A 17,249-nucleotide genomic window follows, 5' to 3' on the forward strand; every position below is an offset into this window, starting at 1 on the left:
CAGCCGGGCGCCCCCCTGCCGAGGGCTGAGGCCCGGATGGCCTCTCAGAGGCATGGCCCCTCAGAAACGGAGTTCCAGGCAGGCACTGGGACGGCGAGCGGATTCCAGGTCGGAGTCTGCGACGCCGGGGCCCACCAGAAGACCGAGCAGGCAAACTCTGCAGCACGGTACTGTAGGCGGCCGTGAAGTCCCTGCCTGGCCGGATCGGCCCATTCTTTGGCCGTCCAATGCTGGGGGCACACCCTCTACCCGGCCGTTGAGCCCCGCTTGGGCTCATGGCCTCCGAGCGGGTGCGATCGGGGTTCACGCTCTCCAGAAATCCCGAAGAATGCGACGGATCGCGACGGTTCGCCACCGCAATTCGTGCGGACGGTCTGGCTCGACGTTCCTCCGCTACGTCGCTCGTCATCGCCGTTCGTGCGACGATCCTGGTCCCGCCGGTCGTACGGTCCACGCGATGCGGCCCGTCTTCGCATTGCGCTCCACGCAGATGAGTGCCTTAGTTGACAGGTGGAGTTCGCAGCTCCAACGCTTCACTCCTTGGGTCGGGCAACCACCTTCGCGGGGAGCAAGCTTGCAACTATCGGGTGGGACATCCAGGTCTTGCCCGGCTCACGTTCGTAGCACCACCCGAGGCCAGCAGGACAGAGCCAGCCGAGCCGTTGCCCTGGAGGCACATGCCCGTACCGGCGAAGCCATCGAGATTGTTGAAGGATGGAGCATCAGTGCCGTAATCTACGGCAGTGGCAACCACTGTCCTTCTTCGTCGATTAGCAACGTTCCCGCAGTCTGCTCCACGTCACGTAGCAACCACAGCCCGGCCGCCACATCAACTGCATCGCGCAGCAGCGCCCTAAGCACGATCGTAGAGTGCACGCGAAGCACGTTCGCCAATACATACGATGCATGCATATCGAGCAACGGCTGGTCGAGAAAATAACGGACCAATGCGGCGTGGAACTCACGATGGGACGGTTCGTTGGAAGCCGCTACCGCGCGGAGTAATCGGTGATAGCCTTCAGATCCTTCCTCTTTGATTTTCTCAAATAACCGGAGCAATGCCGCCTCGGGGAATTTGTTAAGCACGTCCCCGAAGAGCACTAGCACCTCCTTGCCACCCGAAGGTTGTGTCATTAGGAAGTCGACCGCCTTCGCATGGTAGCGGTCGAGTGGGCGCGACAAATAAACGAACTTTTTCAGGGATTCCGCACCAGCTGCCCAGTCGTCGAGCACGTCGTCGGAAATTGGCAACGCGGCTTGATGGAGGCGGTGACCCACAAGTGGCTGGTTCCGCTCTTTCTCCCAGCGCACCAGTCGGATCCATTCGGAGAACCGCCTATCGGTCAGGCCATCCGAGGCTCGTACTACGAAACCCATCCTAACTTCCCATTCGGCAAGCAGAACCAGGAAGCGACTGAAGCTTAACGGAGGGAGAAAGAATGGTTCGAATCGAAGGCGTGCTATCATGCTAGGGATGCCTTTCAATCGAACACGTGCGAGGGCACCGAGCATGTCCTCTAAGACCGACTCCATTACAGTTCCATGGAGGCGGTTCCATAACTCATCCACGATTTCTTCAGGCGCGTCATCAAGCGATGCCAGCGCACGCAGTTCGGGGATGTTGTGAAGACCTGAGAACGACTGGGGTAATCGCGAGAGAATTTCGGGGACGACGGCGTTACCATACCGCTTGATGAGCACCTGCCAGCCCAGCACAACGGGGCCTTCCGCGATCCAGCGACGCGCGGTATCATCGTCGATGAGGGACGATACATGATCATAAAGCCGATAACTGTGGCCCCAGGTTCCGGCCGCGAATGCCCGGCGCTGAAATTTTGATATCCAAGGCTCCCCGCGCTCCACAATCGCATACCCAAGAGTCTGTTGAGCCTTGGCCGATAGCGTGTCGAATCCACGTAGCAACCCCTCGAAAACGGCATCATCGCCGCACTGCACGAGAATATTATTTAACTCCATCCATGGGTCGGAGTTCGATCTCGGAAATTTCTGGTACTCCTCAGCCGCCCACCGGGCCAGCTCGACGTTTGTGCCGCGCGTTGCCGCATGGCGAAGCCGATACAGTTCATCTCCAAGGTTAGCGAGCAACGGCCTCGTCCACCCGGGGATCGTCTGTGAGCACGCGATCGCAATCGGACCGGCTATTTTGCCTGCAAGTCTTCCTGACGAGACGAGCTGCTCAAGCCAGTTCACCCACCGGCTGTCGCCTCGAACCGCGATCGTTCCTAGGAGTTGCTCCGTGCCTTTCGCCCCGATCCAGGCAGCGAGCTCGGCGCGCTGACCCCAGATGATATCCATGCGTAAGTCGTCTGCAAAGCCATCGATGTAAATTCCATTATTGCGGAGCTCCGCCAGGGCGTCGAGCGCGCTACGGAAGAGCGATGAATTGGTCGATCTTATGCCAGCCAAAATTCCTCGACGCCGCATCGCTGCGCGACCGTCTGCTAACATTCTTTGCGTCTGCGCGGACAGTTCCGCGCTTGCGCCAACCGTGACGGCCGCAGCGAGGCGCGTTGCCAGCACAGCGTCTCGCATCCTGGTCTCATCGACCAAATTTTGGGGCACCCGAGTGCCAGCCTCGATTGCCAACTCGATCGATTCATGCAAATCCAGTCGAGCAATGGCTGGAGCCACCAGGCCGATCTCGATCAAGCCAATGCCGACCAGCCAGCTCCAATAAAGATCGTGAACCGGACGGACGTCGGTCGAGCTAGTCCCGAAGGTGCCCAGGCGGCGGGTGAGTCCTATTGGATCCGAAATAGCGAACTCGGCTCCCGCTCGCCGCAACTCGGCCTCGAACACGGCACGGCGAGGTGTTTCCGAGGCGAGCGCCGTCCTTGCCGCTGCGCAGGCGATAGCCGTCGTGAGTGACGCGGGAAGACCAAACGAGAGTTGCTGCTGGAGTGCTGCAAGCAACTCTCCGCGACTCGCTGCTGGGCCACCCAGCAACAAGTGAAGCATGAGCGCGAGCGGGAGTCGCAGTAGCTCGAGCAGCGCTCCGGCGGGAGCGGCTGCCTTGGGGAAGGCTATCCTTAGGACGCGCCGCACTGCGTCTCCAGGAAGCGGCTCGAGATGTGTGATCTCGAAGCGCGCATCGTGCTCGGAGCCTTGGCGTGCAGACGCAACGATCCGGAGATCACCGAGCGCTGAGAGCACCTTCCTATGCGCGTCGGAATCGCCTCCTCCCCCACGCGCAAACTCGGACCAGCCGTCGAGGAACACTACGATGCGCGGGTCCTTCAATATGTCGTCAGGTTCCGGTGTGAACAGCTTGATATGATTGAGAGCTTCGCTCCATGATTCGAACCGTCCAAGGGAAAGGAACAGCGGGATGGTCGAGGAGTCGGTCATCATCGTATTAGCAGCGTGCCACAGAGCGAAGCTTTTGCCGGCGCCTCTGGGTGCGATGAGCAGCTGCCTGCCGCGTTGGCGATTCGTTAGCTCAGAGACTGTGAACGTCGTACGCTCGTCGTAGCGAGCTCGACGGGGTTGGCGTGCGAGTTCCTCGATCGCGCTGGTAATGGTGGAAGGGATGTCCGAAAAGAGTGGCACCAGTGAAGCTGGTGTCGCGTCCTCGAGGAGCCGCTTCGCAATGAGGCGCAACTCATCGCTGGATCGGCGGCCACCTTGCGCAGGTAGCAGCCGCTGCTGGTCGCCTGAACCAGTTGGAGAGGGCGTCGTCGTCACAATGTGGACGCCCTCGGTTGCGAAGATGACATCTCGCCCGGCCACGATTCCACGCATCGAGATGTTGCTGCTTGCCCCCGGGTTTGCTCCGGGGGTTAAGCTTTTGGGTCACGAACTCCCGTGCTCGCGATGATGTCTCTCTCAACATCGATGTGCTTGAGCGTGACGTTACCGGGTCCGGCGGCATGCGCGCGAAGACCACCCGTGCGACTTTTCGCACGCTCGATCGAGATGTCCCCCCCACCATCCGCGCTTTCGGGTCCCTTTACGAACCCCGCTCTCGTCAGTTCTGGCCCGAAGCGCAGCATTTTCTCGGCGGCGCCGCGTCCCGCTGCTGTCCACTCCCGGCGCTGGGGGTTGTACTCCCGACGGATACGCCGCCCGCTCGTGGCCTCATCAAGGACAATGACCTGATATCCGAGCGGAAGGTTCCACTCGACACGGCCGTAATTCGCCACACCCGCGCTCGCCCCGGCCACGATCGCAATCGTCCATCCGTCGACGATGCGAATCGAGTCCCAATCGACATGCTGGTGCCCGTGGAGAGCAAGTTGGAAGCGGTGGCTCGCGAGCCATTCGATCATCGCTGCTGCATCATCCATCACGCTATAGTCATGACGAATGCTACCCTCCGGCCGCTCGAGGTGATGGTGCATAAGTGCAATCCGGAAGAGATTTTTACCTTCGGAGGCCATGAGAAGATCCTCAGCGCGGTCGCGCTGTCCGGTCTTGACGCTGCCGTGCTCCTGGTTCGTAGAGTCGTCGAGTTCCTCGCACGAGTTGAAGCCGACCACCTCGACGCCCAAGTCGCTGGTATAGTCAAAGCGCTCCACGCGTAAGTGCGCCGGCGTCGCTGGATTGAACGAGGGAAGTAGAGAACCGTAGAATCCGGTCCAGATGTCGCCGAACGCAGCGTACTTCTTTGTTAAGTCAGGGTCGCGGGACACGTCGTGGTTCCCCGGAATGAGCACGACGCGCGTCCGAGGGAGTTCGATCTGGTCGGTAAGCTCGGCGAGAAAATTGATGGCGAGCGGGATGCCCCTAGGGTCGGCCTTGTCAAGTAGATCGCCCGTCACGAAAACGAGATCAGGCTCTAGCTTTTGCGTACGGAGGTCGCGGATCATGCTTTTGAGCAGGCCACGTTGGTTGTGGATGGCGAGCTGCAGATCCGGTGACTCGGTGTTCCAGTAGTGTCCCTTCCCAGCGGGATCGCCGAAGTGAAGGTCCGTTAGATGGAGGAGCGTAAGGGGGAAGCGAGGTAGCGAGGGGGCGGTCATGGTCGGCATAGCCTGGGTTGAATTGCGAGCCGCAGCTTCACCAGCTGCTCCACTCGGCACGGTGGCGCTGGATCGTTGCACGAGATGACAGCCGCCGGCAATCGCCACGGTTCTGGTACCGTGGAGTGCGCGGTCTACGTCGCTCATGTTAGAGATGCGTCCTGCGGTGCGGCTACACCTAAAGTGTAAGCCGCTGCACAGGGATTGCACTCGCGGGAAGCAGCGCCTTTCGCCCCAGTTCCACCGCACCGCGTCGCCCTAGCGGCGTGGCGTGCGGGACCTGAGGCCCGCCGGGAGCGGCAGGCACAACCTGATGGGCCTGGGCCGGGATCCCCGGTATCACGAGCACATTATGCCTGTCCGCGGCGGTGATGTTGGGGCGACGTTCATCCGGTCGCAGGGCTTCTCGGACCTCGCCCCAGTTCGTTGACCGGGCGCGGGCGCGTCGTCGGCGCGCTGCGCCGCTAGGGATCAGCAGTACCCGGGCCGCGGCAGATCGAGGACTAAGCGGATTAAGACGACGTGGTTCGGCCTCCGCGGATCTCCGCGTTTATCCTACCTTGGCGCCCCGTCCATGCGGACTGCTACTGTCGGCGCGACCTCGCTCGCCCGCCCGGTGCTGGCGTCAGGCCGAGCAGCCGATCGATTGGCTCATGAACGATCCGGGCCGCCTGCTCGTCCGCGAGCGCGATGGGGCGGCTCAGGGTGCTGGCAAGCTCGGTGATCACCGCAGCCCGTGGCGACGTCTCGATGGGCGCGAGCTCTCGACCCCGGGGCCCGGAGGTTGAGCCCGGGTTGGGCCATTCCCTCCGAGCGGGGGCAATCCGGGTTCACGTCTTCCAAAAAGCTGGACGAATGCGACGGATCGCGACGGTTCGCCACGGCAAATTCGTTCCGACGCATCGCGACGGTTCGCCTCTGCAACTTCGTCCTTATGGCACTCGTTACTACCGGAGATGTAGGCCCGCCGATTCGTGACGGAAAGCTCTCCCTATCCGGCGGCGCACAACCGGCGCCGTTGTCCGCTGCGCGGGAGCACGGCGGCCGGACAGCCGCCTTCGCCTGCGGCGGAGACAGGCCGTCTCGTTACGGCGGGTTAGCGTCAGCGCGAGCTTACGCACCTCTCCGGTGCCACAGGGGGCCCGAGCAGCCGCCCGATCGCCTCGTGAACGACCCGGGCCGCCTCTTCATCGCCGAGCGCGACGGCACGGCTCAGGGTGCCGGCGAGCGAGGCGACCACGGCGGCCCGAGGCGACGGGTCGGCTGGCGCGAGCTCGCCATGCTCAAGCGCCGGCGGCTGGGCCCGGGCTGGGTCGATACCTTCCGAACGGGTGCGATCGGCGGTCTGGTGCCCCCGAAATCCCGAGCGAAGTGACGGCTCGCGCCCGTTCGCCACCGCAAATTCGTCGCCCAAGTTCGTCCCACGTTCGCGATCGACGTCCTCGCGTTCCCGGCCTGCCAAGGCGGAATGAAGCTCGTCGCCATCCTCACCGCTCCAAGCAGCAGACGTCGCCCGCGTCCTCGGTGTGCCCGGACCCTCACCCCCGCGCCGCGATCGAAGCGAGGAGGCTCTCCAGGGCGCTCGGCTCGATCGGCTTGGTGAAGTGCATGTCGAAGCCGGCTTCCTGGGCCCGGCGGCGATCTTCCTCCCGGCCGTAGCCGGTCAGCGCGATGAGGAGCCAGGGGGAGGCGCCCGCGCCGCCCTTCAGGGCCCGCGCCACGCTGTACCCATCCATCCCGCCGGGGAGGCCGATGTCGCAGAGGATCACCTCCGGCAGGAACGAGCGGGCCGCATCGACGCCGGCGGGCCCGGACAGGGCCACCTCGACCCGGTAGCCCTCCATGGTGAGCAGCGCCTGCAACATCGTCGCGGCGTCCGCGTTGTCCTCGATGACCAGGACGCGCAACGATCGCGCGGCGACGTCCGACGTCGGCGCCGGGCGCGGGGCGGACGGCGCCACGCCGCGCTCCAGCGGGAGGCGGACGACCACCGCCGTCCCGCGGCCGATGCCCGCGCTCTCGGCCGAGACGGCGCCGCCGTGCATCTCGACCAGGCCCCTCACCAGCGAAAGGCCCAGCCCGAGCCCGCCCTGGCTGCGCTCGAGGCTGCGATCGGCCTGGGTGAACGGGTCGAAGGCGCGGGCCAGCATCGCCGCATCCATGCCGATGCCCGTGTCGCGGACGCGGATCTCGGCGGAGCCCTCCGGCGTCGCCGACAGCGAGACCGTCACCCGGCCGCCGGCGTCGGTGAACTTGTTCGCGTTGTGCAGCACGTTGCTGATGGCCTGCGACAGGCGGGTCGGGTCGGCGTGGACCCACAGCGGCTCGGCCGGGATCTCCAGCGCGAGCGCCACGCCGTTCGCCTCGAGCGTGCTGCGGTAGTCCTCGGCGGTCTGCCGGAGCAGCTGCGGCAGGTCGCAGCGCTCCTTGCGCAGCGTGATCCTGCCGCGGGCGACGCGCGAGACGTCGAGCAGGTCGTCCACCAGCCGGGCCATGTGCACGACCTGCCGCTCGAGCACGCCGCACGCCTGCGCCGCCCACGGCTGCTGCAGCCCGGACCGCCGGAGGATCTCGACGGCGTTGCGCAGGGGTCCGAGCGGGTTGCGCAGCTCGTGGGCGAGCATCGCCAGGAACTCGTCCTTGCGCCGATCCGCTTCCTTCAGCGAGGCCTCCGCGCACTTCTGATCGTGGATGTCCGTGGCGGTGCCATACCACTGCACGATCTCGCCCGACGGCCCGCGCACCGGCAGCGCGCGGCCGAGGAACCAGCGGTGCTCGCGCGCAGCAGCGCCGAAGAAGCGGTACTCGATCTCCAGGGGCTCGCCGGTCACGACGGCGCGGCGCCACGCGTCCACGCACCGCCCGCGATCGTCCTCGTGCAGGAAGGAGATCCAGCTGTCGGGGGTGGCCTCGCCCTCCCGCACCGCGGTGAACTCGTACCACTTGCGGTTGTAGTACTCGGTGCTGCCGTCGGGGCGAGACGTCCAGACGATCTGCGGCATGGCGTCGGCCAGCGTCCGGAACTTCGCCTCGCTCTCCCGGAGCGCGTCGTCGGCCCGCTTCCTCTCGGTGATGTCGTGGGCGATGCTGATGGCGAGCCGCCGGCCCGCCGCGTCCTTCCCGAACGGCTCCCCGCGGAACAGCCACGTGCGCCGCTCGCCGGTCGCCGTGGTGATGGTGGCCTCGAGCTCGGTGTTGGAGGGCACCTCCCGCGCGTACAGGGCCCGGATCCTGGCGAGGATCTCGTCCTTCTGCGCCCCGTGCGCCCTGCTGACCCACGCCTCGATGGTGGGAAGGTCCCCGGCAGCGTAGCCGGCGATGTCCGTCCACGCGCGGTTGACGCAGACGACCTGGCCGTCCTCGGCGTGGATCATGACGGGGAACGGGGCCGCCATCACGGCGCGGCGGAACCGCTCCTCGCTCTCCTGCAGCAGGAGCTCCGCCTCCTTGCGCTCGGTGATGTCGATGACCGAGCCGACGTAGCCGAGGAACTCTCCGTCCGGGCCGAGCCGGGGGGTGCCCGAGGCGATGCACCAGCGGTACGCGCCGTCGTGCCGGCGCAGGCGGTACTCCAGCCGGAAGGACTCGCGCCGCGCCTCGGCCCGCCGGAACGTCTGCAGGGTCGCCAGACGATCCTCGGGGTGCAGCGCCTCGAGCCAGCCGAGGCCGACGGCGGTCGCCTCGGCCTGGCCCGAGAACTCCATCCACAGCCGGTTCCCGTACGTGGCGCGCCCGTCGGGGCCCGTGACCCAGATCATCACGGGCGCTTGATCGGCCATGTTGCGGAAGCGCGCCTCGCTCTCCCGGAGGGCCAGCTCGGAGAGCTTGCGGGCGGTGATGTCCCCGACCACGCCCACCATCCGGAGCGGCCGCCCGTCGCGATCCCGCAGCACCATCGCGCGGGAGTGGACCCAGCGCACCTGCCCGTCGGCGTGGAGGAGGCGGAATTCGCCGGAGTAGTCCGTCTCGCCGCGCAGCGCGCTCTCGATGTGCGCCCAGACCGCCTCCCTGTCGTCGGGGTGCACGAGGCGCTCGAAATCGTCCTGGGTGCCGCCGAACTGCGCCGCGCTGAGGCCCGCGCACTCGAGCGCCTCGCTCGACCAGAAGAGGCGGCTGCTCGCCAGCTCCCACTCCCAGACGCCGAGCTGGCCGCCCGCGAGGGCCAGCTGCAGGCGCGCCTCGCTCTGGCGCAGGCCCTCCTCGGCGCGCCTGCGGACGGTGATGTCGCGTCGCCTCCGCTCATCGATGTCGGTGGCCGTGCCTATCCAGCGCTCTCCGCGGCCGCCGGCGTCCTCGGTGGGCTCGGCGCGGCCGAGGAACCAGCGATAGACGCCATCGTGCCGCCGCAACCGGACCTCCAGCTCGAGCGCCGTGCCCCCCGCGGCGGCCGCCCGCCACGCCGCGGCGTAGCGCGCCGCGTCCTCCGGGTGGAGGACGGCGGCCAGCCCGAGGCACCTCGCCTGCTCGGCGGAGAGGCCGGTGTACTCGCAGAAGCGGCGGTTGACGTACGCGAACGAGCCGTCGCCGCAGGTGGCCCATACCAGATGTGGGATGCTCTCGGCGAGCAGACGGAACTGTGGCTCGATGCCGCGCCGCGTGGCATCGCGATCGTACTTCGGAGAGGTCACGTCCATTCGATGGATGGATTCCGCCCGGCGCGACCGGCAGAGCATCTCGGACGCTTGTCCACGTTGATGTATTCCGCAAGGGCGGCGCAGGGATCGCCGCGTGGAGACCTCGGCAGGACAGGCAATCTGAAACACCCTGGTGAAATGGCGCCATCCTGGTGACCAGCTCCGCGTCGCCCACTCTCCTCGGCCGCCGCCCGCGCCTTCCTTCCCCGGCCCCGGGCCCTCTTCCCGCCGCCTCCCGCCCGCGAACCATGATGTAATCCTCTGCGCCCCGCGCCCTCGCGACGCTGGCAACCCCCGCGGTGACCCCTTGAGCGATTCAGCCCCGAAAGCGACGATCGCCGTGCTCGAGCGGAACCGCGTCGTCGGCCAGCGGATCGCGCGCGTCATGTCGGCCGCCGCCGGCATGCAGGACGTGCCGGTGGCCAGCGATCCGGCCGAGCTCCGCGCGCGGCTGTCCGACCGCCCCCTGCTGCTCGGCTGCGACGCCGCCGACCTCGAGCTCGCGCTTGAATGGACCGCCGAGCGCTACCCCAGCCTGCACCTGCTCGTGTGGACCTCGGGCAACACCGACGCGGTCCTCCACGCCGCCCTCAAGGAGCCGCGGCTCTCCAGCATCGTCGGGTGGCCGAGCTTCGCCTCGATGCCCAGGCCGTGGGAGATCGCGCTCGCCGTCCGGCGCATCCTCAAGCCGCTCGCGCTCGCGCCGCGCCTCTCCGACCTGCTCTCCTGGGGCGCCACCATCGTGAAGTGGCGCCCCCGCACCAGCGAGGACCGGGACCGCACCGTCGGCGAGGTCGCGCAGTGGGCCGAGCGCGCCGGCGCCCCCGCGCGCGTCGCCGAGCGGCTCGCCGCGCTCGCGCACGAGCTGCTCATGAACGCCATGTACGACGCGCCCGTCGATGGCAGCGGGCGCCCGCGCTACACGCACGACCGGCGCAGCGACATCGTCCTCGAGGAGGGCGAGATCCCCACGCTGCGGCTCGGCACCGACGGCGCGCACATCGCGCTCCAGGCGCACGACCCGTTCGGCGGCCTCCGGCGGCACCACGTCTTCGAGGGCATCACCCGCGGCCTGAGCGCCCGCGGCGCCGACGCCGCCCGCGCCGCCGTGCTCGACACCTCGCGCGGCGGCGCCGGCCTCGGCATGCTCAAGATCTACGCGGCCGGCGCGGTGCTGGTCGTCGACGTCTCGCCCACCGCCTCGACCATGGTGACCTCCTTCTGGGACCTCGACGTGAACCCGCGCGAGTTCCGCTCGCTCCCCGCGTCCGTCCACTTCTTCGAGCGCTCCACGCCCGCGATGGAGACCCTGGAGCGGACCGGGTGGTGACGCGCGGCCTCGCGGCGCCCCCTTCGCGGCCCGGCCGGGGCGGTGGCCGTGGCTGAGATCGATCCGCTCCTCGCGCGGCAGCTGAGGCGCCTCGGGCTCGAGGACCTCAGCGAGCCGCCCGACCGGGAAACCTGGAACAAGGTCGTCGCGCGGATCAGCGAGCACTACCGCCACGTCGCCGACGACCGGAGCCTGCTCACCCGCTCGCTCGACCTCTCCACGAACGAGATGGGCGCGCTCCACCGGCAGCTGCTCGCCGAGCGGGACCGCCTGCGCAGCGTCGTCGTGGCCATCGGCGACGCGCTCACCCTCTTCCACGACGCCGCCAACTCGCAGGTGGAGCCGTCGATGCCGCTCGAGGTCACCTCGACGATCTCCACGGCCAAGCGGCGCTTCGCGTCGACGCTCGGCGAGCTCCTCTCGCTGGGCAGCGCGGGCGACGCGGGCGCGGGCGCGGGCGCGGGCGACGCCGGCGCGGGCGGCTCGGACGAGGCGATCAACGAGGTCCGCGTCCAGCTCGTCGCGCTCGGGGATCGGCTCGTGCAGCTGCTCTACGACACGGCGGAGCGGGCGTCGCTGAAGAAGCAGCTCGAGGTGGCGCGCGCCGTCCAGCAGATGCTCGTGCCGGGCGACGACGTGATCGAGCGGCGCTCGCTGCGGCTCGCCAGCCACTTCCAGCCCGCGGCGGAGTGCGGCGGCGACTGGTGGACCTTCCACGACCTGCCGGACGGCAGGCTGCTCACGGTCATCGGCGACGTGACCGGGCACGGCATCTCCTCCGCGATCATCACGGGCGCGGCGAAGGCCGCGTGCGACGTCGCGCGCACGTTCGTGCGCGAGGCGCTCAGCGCCGAGCAGCTGCTCCGGCTCATGAACTGCTCGATCTTCGAGGCGGGGAAGCAGCGGTACCTGATGACGTGCGCGGCGTGCATCTTCGATCCGGAGGCGCGCTCGCTGACCGTCGCGAACGCCGGCCACCCGTTCCCGTACCTGGTCAGGAACAACACCGTCCGCCAGATCGCCTCGCAGGGCTCGCCGCTCGGGGCGGCGAGCTCTGCCGAGTACACGTCGAGCACCGTGCAGCTGGAGGGCGGCGACGCCCTCCTCTGGTTCACCGACGGCGTCACCGAATGTGAGAACGAGGCGAGCGAGCAGTTCAGCGAGCGGCGGCTGCGGGCGCTCTTCCAGAGCGTGGCCACCTGCGCGCCCGAGGAGGCGCGGGACGCGATCGTCGCGGCGGTCACCAGGTTCCGCGGCGACCGATCCCTCGACGATGACATGACCCTCGTCGCCGCCCGCGTGCTGTAGCCTGGGGGCGAGGAGCCCCCATGATCCTCGAGACGTTCCACTACGATCGGGACAGCCGGAAGTGGTCGGTGCGGGTGATGCCCGTGCTCGACAGCGACCGGACGCTGGTGCTCGTGTTCGGCGCGCCGGAGTTCCTGGACGACCCCGGGGCGATCCGGGAGCTGCGGCGGGCGTACCCGAGATCGCACATGGTGGGGTGCTCGAGCGCGGGGGAGATCGCGGGCACGTCGGTGCGCGACGGGACGCTGAGTGTGGCGGTGGCGCGGTTCGAGCGCGCGACGCTGGCGACGGCGCAGGTGGAGGTGGCGAGCGCGTCGGAGTCGTTCGCAGCGGGGCAAGCGCTGGCGCGGAAGCTGGAGCGCCCGGGGCTGCGCGGGGTGATCGTGCTGTCGGAGGGGCTCGGCGTGAACGGCAGCCAGCTCGTACGCGGGCTGAACGCGGTGCTGCCCGAGTCGGTGGTGGTGGCGGGCGGGCTGTCCGGGGACGGGACGCGGTTCCAGCGGACGTGGGTGTGCCTCGGGGACACGGTGCGCAGCGGGATGGTGGCGGCCGTGGGGCTGTACGGCGAGCACGTGGTGATCCAGCACGGGTCCAAGGGCGGGTGGGACAAGTTCGGTCCGGAGCGGGTGGTGACGCGCTCGGAGGGCAACGTGCTGTACGAGGTCGACGGCAAGCCGGCGCTGTCGCTGTACAAGGAGTACCTCGGGGACAAGGCGGCGGAGCTGCCGGCGTCAGCGCTGTTGTTCCCGCTGGCGATGCGGGCGACGGCGCAGGACGAGAAGTTCCTCGTGCGCACGGTGCTGGCGGTGGACCACGAGGCGCAGTCGATGACGTTCGCGGGGGACGTGCCGAAGGGTCACCTCGTGCAGCTGATGAAGGCGGACTTCGAGCGGCTGATCGGGGGCGCGGAGCAGGCGGCGCGCGCGGCGAGCGAGGCGGGCCGGGCGGGGGGCGAGGGGGCGCTGGCGATCGCGATCAGCTGCGTGGGTCGTCGGATCGTGCTGGGCGACCGGACGGAGGAGGAGGTCGAGGCGGTGCTGGACGTGCTGCCGCGGGGCACGCGGGTGACGGGCTTCTACTCGTACGGCGAGATCTCGCCGTACGCGACCGGCCACTGCGACCTGCACAACCAGACCATGACCCTCACCGTCCTCTCCGAGTCGTCCCCGCTGCTCGTCCGGAGCGAGGAGCCGCGGGAGCGGAGGCCGCGCGCCGCCGCGCGGGCGCCGGCGGTGGCCGCGCGCGTGGTCGCGCAGCCGGCGGGCGGGATGGCGGAGTTCGAGGAGCTCGAGATCGCCTCCGACACGGCCTTCGAGCCGCCGTCGTTCGCGTCGCCCGCGTCGAGCCCGGCCCGCGGGATGCCGCGCGGGATGCAGATCGAGACGCTCTCGTTCACGCGCGAGACGGGCAAGTGGTCGGTGCGGGCGCTGCCCGCGCTCGACAGCGACCGGACGCTGGTGCTCGTGTTCGGCGCGCCGGAGTTCCTGGACGACCCCGGGGCGATCCGGGAGCTGCGGCGGGCATACCCGAGATCGCACATGGTGGGGTGCTCGAGCGCGGGGGAGATCGCGGGCACGTCGGTGCGCGACGGGACGCTGAGTGTGGCGGTGGCGCGGTTCGAGCGCACGACGCTGGCGACGGCGCAGGTGGAGGTGGCGAGCGCGTCGGAGTCGTTCGCAGCGGGGCAAGCGCTGGCGCGGAAGCTGGAGCGCCCGGGGCTGCGCGGGGTGATCGTGCTGTCGGAGGGGCTCGGCGTGAACGGCAGCCAGCTGGTGCGCGGGCTGAACGCGGTGCTGCCCGAGTCGGTGGTGGTGGCGGGCGGGCTGTCCGGGGACGGGACGCGGTTCCAGCGGACGTGGGTGTGCCTCGGGGACACGGTGCGCAGCGGGATGGTGGCGGCCGTGGGGCTGTACGGCGAGCACGTGGTGATCCAGCACGGTTCCAAGGGCGGGTGGGACAAGTTCGGTCCGGAGCGGGTGGTGACGCGCTCGGAGGGCAACGTGCTGTACGAGGTCGACGGCCGTCCGGCGCTGTCGCTGTACAAGGAGTACCTCGGGGACAAGGCGGCGGAGCTGCCGGCGTCTGCGCTGTTGTTCCCGCTGGCGATGCGGGCGACGGCGCAGGACGAGAAGTTCCTGGTGCGGACGGTGCTCGCGGTCGACCACGAGGCGCAGTCGATGACGTTCGCGGGGGACGTGCCGAAGGGTCACCTCGTGCAGCTGATGAAGGCGGACTTCGAGCGGCTGATCGGGGGCGCGGAGCAGGCGGCGCGCGCGGCGAGCGAGGCGGGCCGGGCGGGGGGCGAGGGGGCGCTGGCGATCGCGATCAGCTGCGTGGGTCGTCGGATCGTGCTGGGCGACCGGACGGAGGAGGAGGTCGAGGCGGTGCTGGACGTGCTGCCGCGGGGCACGCGGGTGACGGGCTTCTACTCGTACGGCGAGATCTCGCCCTACGCGACCGGCCACTGCGACCTGCACAACCAGACCATGACCCTCACCGTCCTCTCCGAGTCGCTCACGCCGCTGCCGGCGGCCGATGACGCCGAGCGCGCCGCGACGGCGACGCCGCGCGCGGCGCACAGCGGCGAGGAGGCGCGGCCGACCATCCGCGTGCCGCCGAACGGCCACCGGGGGTCGCACCCGCGGCTCTCCGGGCCCGCCTCGGGGCCGGTCTCGTCGAGCCGCCTGCCCACCGCCGTGGACCGGCAGTCGTCGCCTTCCCGGCCGCAGCGCGCCGCGCCGACGCGGAGCGTGCCGCCCGCCGGCGCCGCCGGCCGCCTCGACAGCCTCGTGTTCGATCGGCGCAAGATCGGCGACGTCCTCGTCGTCCGGCTCGCCGGGCGCATGACCGAGGCGTTCAAGGGCGCGGCGCTCGCCAGGGAGCTCGACGGCAGGGTGCTGATCGACCTCGCCGGCGTCGAGCGGATCACGTCGTTCGGCGTCCGCGAGTGGCTCCAGATGATCCAGGCGGCCCAGCCCCGCCTCCGCGCCCTCTACCTCGCGCGCTGCTCCGAGCCGGTCATCAACCAGCTCAGCATGATCCGGCGGTTCGCCGGTGGCGGGCAGGTCGTATCGTTCTATGCGCCCTACTGCTGCGAGCCGTGCGGCGCCCAGTTCGAGCGCCTCGTCGACTGCGCCCACGACGCGGCCTCGCTCGCCGAGGGCAAGCCGCCCGAGGCGGTGTGCCCTCGCTGCGGCGGCGCCGGCGCCTTCGACGACGACGCGCAGACCTACTTCGGGTTCGTCGCGCAGCACGGCGCCGGCGCGATCCCGCCCGAGGTGCGGGAGATCCTGCTCGAGCTCGAGAAGGGCGACGACCCTGTCGGCGGCGAGGCGGTGGAGAAGACCGTCGAGGGGCGCGTCACCCGGCTGAAGGTGGGGAGCAAGATGACCGCCTCGCTCCGCTGGAGCCGCATCATCGACGGCCTCGAGGGCCAGGTCGTCTTCGACCTGAGCAGCGTCCCCGGCGTCACGTCCGAGGGCGCGGCGCGCTTCGAGTCGGCGCTCCGCAAGCTGGACGGCGCCGTCGAGTCCGTCCGCATCGAGGGCTGTCCCCGGCTGCTCGCCGAGCGCATGGCGAGCCCCTCCTGGCCGCAGCTCGCGCGGGTCGAGTCCGCGATCGTCGAGGGGCGCTGCGCGTCGTGCGGCGCGACGCGGACCGCGCTCGTCGAGGTCGATCGGCAGGCCGACCTCCTCCGCAGCGGCCACGATCCGAGCGTCACCTGCAAGCGCTGCAACACGCCGCTCGCCTTCGACGGCTCCCGCTCGCTGCTCTACCTGCTCGGCGCCCACGCGGCGCGCCCGCCCTCGGCCCCGCCGCCCGCCGTCGCGACGGCGCGCTCCCCGAAGCCGCCGCAGCCGGCTGCCCCGGCGGCAGCGCCCTCCTCGGCGCAGCGGGCCGCCCCGGCGGCAGCGCCCTCCTCGGCGCGGCGGGCCGCCCCGGCGGCAGCGCCCTCCTCGACGCAGCCGGCCGCCCTCGCGGCAGCGCCGCCGTCGTCGCCGCCGGCCGTCCCGGCGGCGACGCCGTCGCAGCCGGGCGCGGGCGCGAGCGCGGCCTTCCTCGCGCTGCTCGGCGTCGTCGCCCTCGTGGCCGCCGGCTTCGCGGTCTTTCGCGGTGGCGGGAGCCCCGCCGCGCCGGCCGCGGCCTCGGCGGCGCCCGCCTCGCCCGCGGCCTCGGCGGTGCCCGCTTCCCCCTCGCTGGCCGCGCGCGCGCCGACGCCCTCGGCGAGCGCCCGGGCCTCCGCGGGCTGGTCCTCGATCGACGACCTCCCGCCGCCGTGGGTGGAGCGGCCGTTCGTCATCGAGGGCGAGAGCGTCTTCGTCGTCGGCCGCGGCGGCCCCACGGCCAGCGAGGCGGACGCGCTCGCCGCGGCGCGCAACAACGCGATCGAGCGCCTCACGTCCGGCCTCGCTGTCGAGCTCGCGAGCTCTCCCATGGCCGAGCTGCTCGTCGTGCACCCGCCGGTCGAGGCCAGGCCGGCGCAGCGCGCCGAGGTCGTCGAGCGCATCGCCGGGCGCTTTCTCGCCCAGGTCGGATCGTTCGCGACGCCCGAGCGCGTGGACGCCGTCGTGCGGCGCGAGGGCGGCGGCGTCGTCGCCTTCGCGCGCTACCGGCTGCCGCGGCAGAGCTTCGAGGCGGCCGCGGCGAGCTACCGCCAGACGGCCACGTTCCAGGGGATCACCGTGGCGCGCTTCTTCCCCCAGCTCGAGGCGAGCACCCGCACCGCCGGCGACCTCGTCGTCGTCGCGGTGGAGCGCCCCCGTCAGGGCGCGGAGGCGGAGATTGTCGCGGGCGACGTGGTGCTCTCGGTCAACGAGCGCCCCGTCTACTCGGTCGAGGTCTTCGGGAAGGCGACGGCCGACGCGTGGGCGCGCACCGCGCGCGGTGGTACGGTAACGGTCCAGATCGAGTCGCGCGGCGAGCGCCGCAGCGTGAGCTTCGCGAAGTCCCAGGCCGACCCTCGATGAGCCCCATGATCGCTCGCCGCGCCCCTGG

7 protein-coding genes are annotated in these 17,249 nt (G+C 69.7%); 4 read left to right on the top strand and 3 right to left on the bottom strand.

Going from position 1 to position 17,249, the window contains the following annotated elements; all coding sequences use genetic code 11:
- Positions 1-735 precede the first annotated feature (735 nt).
- Together WME85_RS49940 and WME85_RS49945 are read right to left on the bottom strand one after the other, a co-directional pair.
- Positions 736-3,762 (bottom strand): hypothetical protein, encoded by a 3,027-nt coding sequence (locus tag WME85_RS49940; RefSeq protein WP_437832446.1) that lies wholly within the window; start codon positions 3,760-3,762, stop codon positions 736-738.
- 38 nt (positions 3,763-3,800) lie between these two features.
- Entirely contained in the window at positions 3,801-5,129 is a 1,329-nt protein-coding gene (locus WME85_RS49945; RefSeq protein ID WP_437832448.1) for a metallophosphoesterase family protein, read from the bottom strand.
- Positions 5,130-6,147: 1,018 nt separating this feature from the next.
- Between WME85_RS49945 and WME85_RS49950 the strand changes: the two genes are divergently transcribed.
- Positions 6,148-6,357 (top strand): hypothetical protein, encoded by a 210-nt coding sequence (locus WME85_RS49950; protein ID WP_437832450.1) that lies wholly within the window; start codon positions 6,148-6,150, stop codon positions 6,355-6,357.
- A gap of 163 nt (positions 6,358-6,520) precedes the next feature.
- On the opposite strand, the gene WME85_RS49955 is transcribed toward WME85_RS49950, so the two are convergent.
- A complete protein-coding gene (locus tag WME85_RS49955; RefSeq protein WP_437832453.1) occupies positions 6,521-9,616 on the bottom strand; it encodes a PAS domain S-box protein in 3,096 nt (1,031 codons plus the stop codon).
- Between the two features lie 307 nt (positions 9,617-9,923).
- Here WME85_RS49955 and WME85_RS49960 point away from each other — a divergent pair, with 307 nt between their 5' ends.
- The 3 genes from WME85_RS49960 to WME85_RS49970 are packed head-to-tail and all read left to right on the top strand — an operon-like array spanning position 9,924 to position 17,221.
- Positions 9,924-10,946 carry a hypothetical protein gene (locus WME85_RS49960; protein ID WP_437832456.1) on the top strand — a complete coding sequence of 341 codons (1,023 nt, stop codon included), beginning with the start codon at positions 9,924-9,926 and terminating at the stop codon, positions 10,944-10,946.
- A 48-nt stretch (positions 10,947-10,994) separates the two neighbouring features.
- Positions 10,995-12,254, top strand: coding sequence for a PP2C family protein-serine/threonine phosphatase (locus WME85_RS49965; protein ID WP_437832459.1), 1,260 nt, complete (start codon positions 10,995-10,997; stop codon positions 12,252-12,254).
- 20 nt (positions 12,255-12,274) lie between these two features.
- Positions 12,275-17,221 carry an FIST N-terminal domain-containing protein gene (locus WME85_RS49970; RefSeq protein ID WP_437832462.1) on the top strand — a complete coding sequence of 1,649 codons (4,947 nt, stop codon included), beginning with the start codon at positions 12,275-12,277 and terminating at the stop codon, positions 17,219-17,221.
- Positions 17,222-17,249 lie beyond the last annotated feature (28 nt).

Source organism: Sorangium sp. So ce1153 (genome assembly GCF_051521595.1).
Lineage (GTDB): Bacteria > Myxococcota_A > Polyangia > Polyangiales > Polyangiaceae > Sorangium.